A 9447-nucleotide genomic window follows, 5' to 3' on the forward strand; every position below is an offset into this window, starting at 1 on the left:
TTTTTAAGTTGTGAAGAAGAAAAGAGCTTGAATGCCGGGTTTTATCCGCCCGGCTACCATCACAGATAACAAATAAAATACCACAAAAACGGTATAAACCCCCATAAAAGCCGCATGATCAGCGCCATACCCCACACCGGCCTGATGCGCCAACATATTGTTTTTACGAAAAAACATAATAAAAATCCCAAGCTGTAACAGCTTGGGATTGATATGTGGCGGAGTAAGAGGGATTCGAACCCTCGATGCAGGTTGACCCCACATGCTTCCTTAGCAGGGAAGTGCCTTCAGCCTCTCAGCCATTACTCCTAAGGAAACCCGAACTATACTGGCAGCCGCTGCGGGCGTCAAGCCCGAATTTGGGAAAACCCGTTAAGTTGATGAATTATAGTCGAAGAAATTCATTTCTCCGACTATAGACTATAGCAAAAATAAAAATATCGCGATTTCCGGCAGCCTTGCGCCCTGCCGTTTGCCTTGCGCTAATGGCAGCGCAGCCGCGGTATCCTGCATTTTTCAGACGGCCTTTGCCCTCTGCCGGCAAGCGGGTTCTGCGGTACAATAACCCGTTTGCGGCCTGTTCCGCCGCGCCTGCTTGCAAAGGCCGTCTGAAAAATGAAAGATGTGAAAGATTTAATCGTATTCAACAAACCTTACGGCGTCATCTGCCAGTTTTCCGCGCATGAAAAACACGCCGCGCTGAAAGATTATATCGATCTGCCCGGCTTTTATCCCGCCGGGCGGCTGGATACCGACAGCGAGGGCCTGCTGCTGCTGACCGACAACGGCCGCCTGCAGGCGCGTATTGCCGACCCGCGCCACAAGCAGGAAAAAACCTACTGGGCGCAAGTTGAAGGCATGCCCGATGAAAGCCGCTTGGCGCTGTTGCGGCGCGGCGTGGATTTGGGCGACTTTGTCACCCGCCCTGCCAAAGTGCGCGTATTAGACGCGGGCGAAGCGGATAAACTCTGGCCGCGCAATCCGCCGATACGCGAGCGCAAAACCGTACCCGATTTCTGGCTGGAAATCAAAATCACCGAGGGCAAAAACCGCCAGGTGCGCCGCATGACGGCCAAAGCGGGCTACCCCTGCCTGCGGCTGGTGCGCGTGGCCGTCGGCAGTCTGGATATTTTCGAGCTGGGGCTGGATTTAGGCGCATGGCGCTTTGCTCCGAAGCTGCCTTAATGCTTGACGGTTTAAGGTGAATAGACGGGGATAGCGCGCTGAAAAGTGCTACAATAAGCTGTTTTATTGTCCACTTTCAGACGGCCTATCCATCATGTGCAACCACGACCACAAACATTCCCACGACAACGACACCATCCGTATCCGCGGCGCGCGCACGCATAATCTGAAAAACATCGACCTCGACATCCCCCGCCACAAGCTGGTGGTGGTAACAGGTCTGTCCGGCAGCGGCAAATCGTCGCTGGCGTTTGATACGCTCTACGCCGAGGGGCAGCGGCGTTATGTGGAAAGCCTTTCCGCCTATGCGCGCCAGTTTTTGCAGATGATGGACAAACCCGATGTGGATTTGATTGAGGGCCTGTCGCCGGCGATTTCCATCGAGCAGAAATCCACCAGCCACAACCCGCGTTCCACCGTGGGCACGGTGACGGAAATCCACGACTACCTGCGCCTTTTGTATGCCCGCGTCGGCACGCCCTATTGCCCCGAACACGATTTGCCGCTTTCCAGCCAAACCGTATCGCAGATGGTGGACGCCGTCTTGAAAATGCCGGAAGACAGCCGCGTGATGATTCTCGCCCCCGCCGTGCGCGAGCGCAAAGGGGAGTTTGCGGACTTTTTCGCCGATTTGCAGGCGCAGGGGTTTGCCCGCGTGCGCGTGGACGGCGAAGTGTACACGCTGGATGAAGTGCCGAAGCTGGAAAAAAATTTCAAACACAATATCGACGTGGTCATCGACCGCATCAAAGTGCGCGACGACATCAAACAGCGGCTGGCGGAAAGTTTCGAAACCGCCCTGCGCCACGGCGGCGAGCGCGCACTGGCTTTGGATATGGACAGCGGCGAAGAACATTGGTTTTCCGCCCGCTTCGCTTGCCCGGTGTGTTCCTACAGCCTGCCCGAATTGGAACCGCGCCTGTTCAGTTTCAACAATCCCGTCGGTGCCTGCCCGAGTTGCGACGGCTTGGGCAGCATGAATTTCTTCGACCCCGAAAAAGTGGCCGCCCATCCCGAATTGTCGCTGGCGGGCGGCGCGATTAAAGGCTGGGACAAGCGCAACCAGTTTTATTTCCAAATGATCCAATCGCTGGCGCGGCATTATGATTTTGATGTCAACGCACCGTTCGAAAGCCTGCCCGAAAACATCCGCAAAGTCATTTTGCACGGCTCCGGCAAAGAAGTCATCGACTTCACCTACCTTTCAGAACGCGGCACCACCTTCAACCGCAGCCACGCCTTCGAAGGCATCCTGCCCAATCTCGAACGCCGCTACCGCGAAACCGACTCGCCCACCGTGCGCGAGCAGCTGGCCGAATACCAAAGCCACCGCGCCTGCCCGAGCTGCGGCGGCGCGCGTTTGCGCAAAGAAGCGCGTTATGTGTATGTAGGCAAACAGCCGCTGCACGAAATCTCCGCCTGGCCGCTCACCCAAACCCACCGCTTCTTCGAAACCCTCGATTTGGAAGGCAACAAAAAACAGATTGCCGAAAAAATCCTCAAAGAAATTACCGAGCGTTTGGGCTTCCTGATTAACGTCGGTCTCGATTACCTCAACCTTTCCCGCTCCGCCGAAACCCTGTCCGGCGGCGAAGCCCAGCGCATCCGCCTTGCCAGCCAAATCGGCAGCGGCTTGACCGGCGTGATGTATGTGCTCGACGAACCCTCCATCGGCCTGCACCAGCGCGACAACGACCGCCTGCTCGCCACCCTCAAACGCCTGCGTGATTTGGGTAACAGCGTGATTGTGGTCGAACACGACGAAGACGCCATCCGCGAAGCCGATTTCGTCGTCGACATGGGTCCCGGCGCGGGCGAACACGGCGGCAGCGTACTGATTGCCGACACCCCCGCCAAAGTCGCCGCCTGTAAAGACTCCGTTACCGGCCAATACCTCAGCGGCAAAAAATCCATCGCCGTGCCGTCTGAAAGAACGCCCGTCAACCCCGACCGCATGTTAGTGTTAACCGGCGCGCGCGGCAACAACCTCAAAAACGTCACCCTCGAGCTGCCGCTCGGCCTCATCACCTGCATCACCGGCGTATCCGGCAGCGGCAAATCCACCCTCATCAACGACACACTGGCCAAAATCACCGCCCGCGAGCTCAACCGCGCCAGCGAAGAACCCGCCCCTTACGACGACATCAGCGGCCTCGAGCACCTCGACAAAGTCATCAACGTCGACCAATCCCCCATCGGCCGCACCCCCCGCTCCAATCCTGCCACCTACACCGGCCTCTTCACCCCCATCCGCGACCTCTTCGCCGGCGTACCCCTTTCGCGCGAACGCGGCTACAACGTCGGCCGCTTCTCCTTCAACGTCAAAGGCGGCCGCTGCGAAGCCTGCCAAGGCGACGGCGTAATCAAAGTCGAAATGCACTTCCTGCCCGACGTGTACGTCCCCTGCGAAGTCTGCCACGGCAAACGCTACAACCGCGAAACCCTCGAAGTGCAATACAAAGGCAAAAACATCAGCGAAGTCCTCGACATGACCGTTGAAGAAGCCCGCCAATTCTTCGACGCCGTCCCCACCGTCGCCCGCAAACTGCAAACCCTCGAAGACGTCGGCCTCGGCTACATCCGCCTCGGCCAATCCGCCACCACCCTCTCCGGCGGCGAAGCCCAACGCGTCAAACTCGCCCTCGAACTCTCCAAACGCGACACCGGCCGCACCCTTTACATCTTGGACGAACCGACAACCGGCCTGCACTTCGCCGATATTGCCTTATTATTGGAAGTAATAGGCCGTCTGAAAGGCAAAGGCAACTCGATTGTGATTATCGAGCATAACTTGGACGTGATTAAAACCGCGGATTATATTGTGGACTTGGGGCCGGAAGGCGGCGATGGTGGGGGGAGGATTATTGCTAAGGGGAACCCGGAAGAGGTTGTAAAAGTTAAGGGAAGTTATACAGGTAAGTATTTGAAAAATATTATATAGCCTGCAATACAAAACCAAATTAGGTCAAACTATGATACCCATGGATGTAAATGAGAAAGAAATAAAAATGGAACCGAGTTTAAATATTCTGAAAACAGCTTCAGAAATCACTAAGCCTGATAATGTAGAAGAAATTCATGCTCTTCAGTCAAGCCCTGATGTGAGACTGCAACGTGCAGGAGAATATGAGGCAGACAGTAAAGAAAAAATAGCATTTATCAAGAATGCTGGAATAAGTTTATTATATGATACTGTTTCTATATTTACCCGTGCTAAATCAAAAATAAGAGAAAATTTATCTTTATTAAATCCTGATGTAGAACAATCTCTTGGAGAAAAAATTTCAAACATCGGCGAACAAAATATAAAACTCGATTCACTACCAACCTTAGCCAGTGCAACCGAAAATCTAGTTTATGCTCAAGAAGAACCAAACCTAAGAGAAATGTATGAAAATCTTATTGCTAATACGGTTGACAAAACAAAAGAAGATATAATACATCCAGCATATGTTGAAGTTTTGAAACAGCTAAGTCAACTTGATGCATATTATTTAAAAGAACTTTTTTCAGCACCTGATATTTCCATTATTCCAATTTGCAATATTAAACAAATTGTTAATGAAGACAGGCACTACCGTACAATTAGGAAGAATTTATTACCACCATCAATGCATGGAATTACAATAGATACCATTGAGAACTGGGAGCGCCTAAAATTGGTTGAAATATCCTTTGAGGAATTTTGGACTGATGATACCTTGTATTCTTATGGTAGCCAATTAATTGAATTACTAAAAGCTGAATGTCCAGAAATAAACCTTGAATTGTATAAAGGGCAATTTGTAATAACTGAATTCGGAAAAAGATTTGCTCGGGCAATTGGTATCTTTGATTTAAGCAAGCCTAGCAAGCTGTTACATACAGAACGTCAGATTCCCCGTGTAGCAATCGTAGCCCACGTATTAACCACACACATACTTCCCTCCCCAAATGCCGTCTGAAGACCTACTTTTCAGACGGCATTATTTTATACCCCTGCCCACTTCCCAAATAACCACCAATCGAAAGACACATACCTACAGATTATCCACTGTCCCCTAAATACTGTATGATACCCCTATCCCTGCAAACGTCTCCACAGGCCGTCTGAATTATGAAAAAACAAGCCTTTATCCTCAGCGACTGCGAATATCCCGAATGCAGCGGTAAGCCGTTTGCGCTGCTGACGGCCAATCCGACCAAGGCACACCACTTTATCGCGCAGACCGAGCAGCGGCAGCACGCGCATAATCCGGAGGTCGGCCAGCAAAACCAGAATATCTACCGCCTGCCGCCGGCTATGTTTCAGAAGCCGTATCGGGCGCAGGCGCAGGATGTGAATATTATCAGCAACTTGGCGGAGAAAAATCTCTATACGCTGACCCGTGGGGAAGAGGGTTTGCAATATAACCTCGAAAGCTGGTTTAACCGCCATGAAAGCGGCTATGAAGATTCTTGCCGCCTGCTGCGGACGCTGCCTGCGGGGTGCAGTGATATTCCCGAAGCTCTGTGGCGGATTTTACGCTTGAAACTCTTGGGCATTCTGCGTAATCCTTACAACCACAATCATCTTTTCGCCCACCGTCTCCATCAGGCGATACGCACCCATCTGCACGATGTCAGCTTTGAGTTTGTCCGCCTGATTAGCGGACGCGACCGTGATACCATCGCCAATATCCTGCAGACATACCGCTTTTCCTTTCCCGGCTATGTCAACTGGCTGGCCAATCTTTACAGCATGCTGAGCGACGGCGTGGCTCAGCCTTCCCTGTTCGAGCAAATGTTCCGCGCCGGTTTTGACAATCCGAAAGCCGCTAAAATCGAGCTTTACCGCTACACTGATCCTGCCGACTTATGCCTTTTAAGCGACCGCGGCTTTTGCCTGCAGGAAAGCGCCGAGCTGTTCAGCATCGGCGTCAACATCGCACACGATATGTTTGCCATCGTCCACATTCAAAAAGCCTGGTGGCCGCTGCTGAAGCAGAGTTTCCACACCATGCGCACCCGCAAGCAAGGCGAAGTCAGCATACACGACGGCAACCAAGTCCAACGGCAGCTTTTCAACCGTATGTGCATCCGCCAAGCCAAAGTTGCGGTGTACGGCAGAAGCCCTTTGATGCGGGACTACTTTTCCGAATAATACCGATGTATTTTAGGTAAAAGGCCGCCTGAAAAACGTATTTTTCAGACGGCCTTTTGCATTTTTATCTCGGCGCAATCTACCTCTTCCACCATCTGACACCTTTCCCAATTTTCCCACCATACGGGAAAACAGTTTTTACCCTGTTTTCTTTTCTGTTATTTTCTCCTCATAAAAGCAACTAAATTCAAGGAGAAACAGCCATGCATTTGCTCAACCGGGCTTTTTCGGTCTCTGCCTATATCAATGCGGCAGACAGGCCTGTTTCACCGCGTGAGATTGCCCAGGCACTCTCCATTCCGCTTTCCACGCTTTACCGCCTGCTTGCCGTATTGAAAGACTGGGGCTATGCGGCCGACTGCTTCGAGGCCGGGCTGTTGACCTCCGGCCCGGTGTTTCTGCACAACGGCCTCTATCTGCGCTACGGGTTGCTGCCTCAAGCCGCTCATAATGCCTTACGCAAACTCGCCGCCCAAACGCGGGAAACGGTAGCGGTGATTGCCTCTACGCCCGTGCAAACGGTTTGCATCGATATGGTGGAAAGCCCGCAGCGTCTGCGCTGCTCGTTTGCCGTCAGCGAAGCGCAATCGCCCGTGCTCGGGGCGAGTGCCAAAACGCTGCTGGCGTTTCACACGCCGGAGAAATGCAAGGAAATCATGAATCAATCCCCGCTGGATGAAGCGGCGCGCCACAATCTGCAACAGGCTTTGCAGGATATCCGCAGGCAGGGATACGGCACCAGCTTGGGCGAGGTGGACGACAATATCTGGGGTGTTTCCGCTCCGGTGCGCAAAAAAGATGCCTTGCTCGGCGTGGTCACGGTGATGGTTCCCGAACACCGCGCCGCCGGGCAGCGTGAATGCTTTATCCGCCCGCTGCTCGATTGTACGGCTTCCATTAACGAGCTGATTCAACTGGCTTAAATCTCAGGCTGCCGGGCGCTTATCAAACCGATTAAAACCAGCCCCGCATCCGCCCACACATTTTTTACTGAGGAGAAAATCATGCATGCTATTCATCTGAACAGCTTTGAAACCCTGCTGTTTGCCCTATTGATATATTTATTGGGGCATTATTTGAGCAAACGCATCGCCCTGCTCAACCGCTACTGCATTCCCGCGCCGGTCGCAGGCGGCTTATTGTCTTCACTGGCGGTGACTTTATTATCGGCGGCCGGCATCGCGGATATCCGCTTCGACAACAGCCTGATGGCTTATTTTATGCTGATTTTCTTTACCACCGTCGGCTTGGGTGCCAATTTCCGCTTAATCAAGCTGGGCGGGAAAATCCTGATTGTGTATTGGCTGGCCTGCGGCTTTTTGGCGCTGGCGCAAAACTTTATCGGCGTATCCATGGCTTCGCTCTTGGGTTTGGACCCGCTGCTCGGCGTTTTAGCCGGAGCGGTTTCCATGGAAGGCGGACACGGTGCGGCGGCCACTTTCGGCAAAACCATTGAGGAATTGGGTGTTGCCAACGCCATGCCGGTCGGTTTGGCTGCGGCGACCCTGGGCTTGGTTGCGGGCAGCTTGAGCGGCGGGCCAGTGGCGAAAAAACTCATCGGCAAATATGCGCTTGCCCCCGATTTATCGGCGCAGCCCCGGCAGGCCGCGGATGCCCAATCGGCGATTGATGCCATACAGGGCGGAAAAAGCCACTGGCAGGCCGATAAAGTTTTGCGGATGCTGGCCTTGATTACCGCCTGCTGCGTTGCCGGGCAATGGTCTGCCAAAGGCTTTACCGCGCTAACCGGTTTTTCCCTGCCGGCTTATGTGCCTGCCATGTTTTTAGCCGTTATCGTGCGGAATGTCTTGGATATGAAAAACACGGATATTGTCGATTTCCGCTTGAGCACCTTAATCGGCGATGTCTCGCTGGCGGTCTTTCTGACGATTGCGCTGATGAGCATTAACCTGCTGCAAATCGCAGACCTTGCTCTGCCGCTGGTGGCGATTGTGGCGGTACAAGTCGTATTTGTGGTGGCGTTTGCCTACTTTATCCTGTTTAAGCTGCTCGGTAAAAACTACGATGCCGCAGTGATGGCCGCCGGCTTTTGCGGACACGGATTGGGCGCTACACCCAACGCCGTTGCCAATATGGATGCCGTCACGAAAAAATACGGCTACTCCTATCAGGCCTTTATCATTGTGCCTGTTGTCGGCGCGTTTCTGATTGATATTTTCGGCATGCCGATTATTATTACCACCATCAATTTATTGTCCACCCCATAAGGAGCCAATATGACACTTTGGAACGGACGCATCGATGCGGCGGAAGGCGCAGGCGGCCTGCGCTGGCATCAGGTTATCCAAACTTATGACGGCAGCCAAAAGCTGGCGCTGATCGGTTTTGCCTGCGATGCCGGAGTGGCCCGAAATCAAGGGCGCATCGGCGCCGCCCAAGGGCCGGATGCCCTGCGTAAAGCCTTGGCAAACTTGCCGGTATGCGGCGGAATGCCCGCAGATGCAGGCAATATCGGCTGCGACGACGGCCATTTAGAACACGCGCAAGCCTGTTATACCGAAGCGCTGCTGTCCATGCTCCGCAACGGCACCTTACCGCTGGGCATAGGCGGCGGCCATGAAATTGCCCGTGCAGCCGGGCGGGCGCTTTACCAGGCTTACCCCGATGCGGTCATCGGCATCATCAATATCGACCCGCATTTGGATTTGCGCTTAGACAATCAAGCCAGCTCGGGTACGCCTTTTCGCGAACTGGCAGAAGACTGCGCCCAAGCCGGGCGGCCTTTTCATTATCTGTGTTTGGGTGCCAGCCGCTTTGCCAATACCCGCGCCTTATTCGAGCGCGCGCAACAATTGCAGGCCGACATCGTTTACGACACCGAATTATTGGAGCAGCCATTGAGCGCAACTGCGGAAAGCATACGGAAATTTTGCGCCAAAACAGACCTGATTTACCTGACGGTCGACAGCGACTGCATTGCCGGCAACCCCGCCGTCAGCGCGCCTGCCGCATTAGGCTTGCCGCTGCATATCGTGGAATTTATCGTGCGCGAAGTCTTTGCCTCCGGCAAAGTGCGCCTTGCCGATATTGCCGAATACAATCCTGTTTACGACCGCGATCATCAAGGCGCCAGAATGGTGGCGCGCTTATTTGCCGTGATGGCAGACGAAGCGGGGAAA

8 protein-coding genes and 1 tRNA gene are annotated in these 9447 nt (G+C 53.5%); 7 read left to right on the plus strand and 2 right to left on the minus strand.

The window, feature by feature from the left end; genetic code table 11:
- Positions 1 to 3: 3 nt before the first annotated feature.
- A complete protein-coding gene (locus tag BDE01S_RS11295; RefSeq protein ID WP_156472600.1) occupies positions 4 to 177 on the minus strand; it encodes a hypothetical protein in 174 nt (57 codons plus the stop codon).
- 39 nt (positions 178 to 216) lie between these two features.
- A tRNA-Ser gene (locus BDE01S_RS05430) sits at positions 217 to 309 on the minus strand.
- A 315-nt stretch (positions 310 to 624) separates the two neighbouring features.
- On the opposite strand from BDE01S_RS05430, the gene BDE01S_RS05435 reads away from it, so the two are divergent.
- The 7 genes from BDE01S_RS05435 to hutG form a co-directional block, all read left to right on the plus strand.
- On the plus strand, positions 625 to 1185 hold the full coding sequence (locus tag BDE01S_RS05435) for an rRNA large subunit pseudouridine synthase E (protein ID WP_066078388.1): 561 nt from the start codon (positions 625 to 627) through the stop codon (positions 1183 to 1185).
- Between the two features lie 94 nt (positions 1186 to 1279).
- Positions 1280 to 4126: an excinuclease ABC subunit UvrA gene (gene uvrA, locus BDE01S_RS05440; RefSeq protein WP_066078376.1), complete on the plus strand. Its 2847-nt coding sequence runs from the start codon at positions 1280 to 1282 to the stop codon at positions 4124 to 4126.
- Between the two features lie 67 nt (positions 4127 to 4193).
- Positions 4194 to 5129 carry a DUF4393 domain-containing protein gene (locus tag BDE01S_RS05445; RefSeq protein ID WP_066078377.1) on the plus strand — a complete coding sequence of 312 codons (936 nt, stop codon included), beginning with the start codon at positions 4194 to 4196 and terminating at the stop codon, positions 5127 to 5129.
- Positions 5130 to 5281: 152 nt separating this feature from the next.
- Entirely contained in the window at positions 5282 to 6307 is a 1026-nt protein-coding gene (locus tag BDE01S_RS05450; RefSeq protein WP_066078380.1) for a hypothetical protein, read from the plus strand.
- Positions 6308 to 6510: 203 nt separating this feature from the next.
- On the plus strand, positions 6511 to 7230 hold the full coding sequence (locus tag BDE01S_RS05455) for an IclR family transcriptional regulator (RefSeq protein WP_066078383.1): 720 nt from the start codon (positions 6511 to 6513) through the stop codon (positions 7228 to 7230).
- An 81-nt stretch (positions 7231 to 7311) separates the two neighbouring features.
- Positions 7312 to 8535, plus strand: a complete 1224-nt coding sequence (gltS, locus tag BDE01S_RS05460; RefSeq protein ID WP_066078385.1) for a sodium/glutamate symporter — start codon at positions 7312 to 7314, stop codon at positions 8533 to 8535.
- A gap of 9 nt (positions 8536 to 8544) precedes the next feature.
- On the plus strand, positions 8545 to 9447 hold a 903-nt coding region (hutG, locus tag BDE01S_RS05465), incomplete at its 3' end, for a formimidoylglutamase (RefSeq protein WP_082790429.1).

It is taken from the genome of Bergeriella denitrificans NBRC 102155 (assembly GCF_001592185.1).
Classification (GTDB): Bacteria; Pseudomonadota; Gammaproteobacteria; order Burkholderiales; family Neisseriaceae; genus Neisseria; species Neisseria denitrificans.

Bases quoted from the DNA above. Each gene is read 5' to 3' on its own strand.
- BDE01S_RS05455 (WP_066078383.1), top strand. From the start codon at position 6,511: ATGCATTTGCTCAACCGGGCTTTTTCGGTCTCTGCCTATATCAATGCG.
- uvrA (WP_066078376.1), top strand. From the start codon at position 1,280: ATGTGCAACCACGACCACAAACATTCCCACGACAACGACACCATCCGT.
- BDE01S_RS11295 (WP_156472600.1), bottom strand. From the start codon at position 177: ATGTTTTTTCGTAAAAACAATATGTTGGCGCATCAGGCCGGTGTGGGG.
- BDE01S_RS05445 (WP_066078377.1), top strand. From the start codon at position 4,194: ATGGAACCGAGTTTAAATATTCTGAAAACAGCTTCAGAAATCACTAAG.
- BDE01S_RS05450 (WP_066078380.1), top strand. From the start codon at position 5,282: ATGAAAAAACAAGCCTTTATCCTCAGCGACTGCGAATATCCCGAATGC.
- gltS (WP_066078385.1), top strand. From the start codon at position 7,312: ATGCATGCTATTCATCTGAACAGCTTTGAAACCCTGCTGTTTGCCCTA.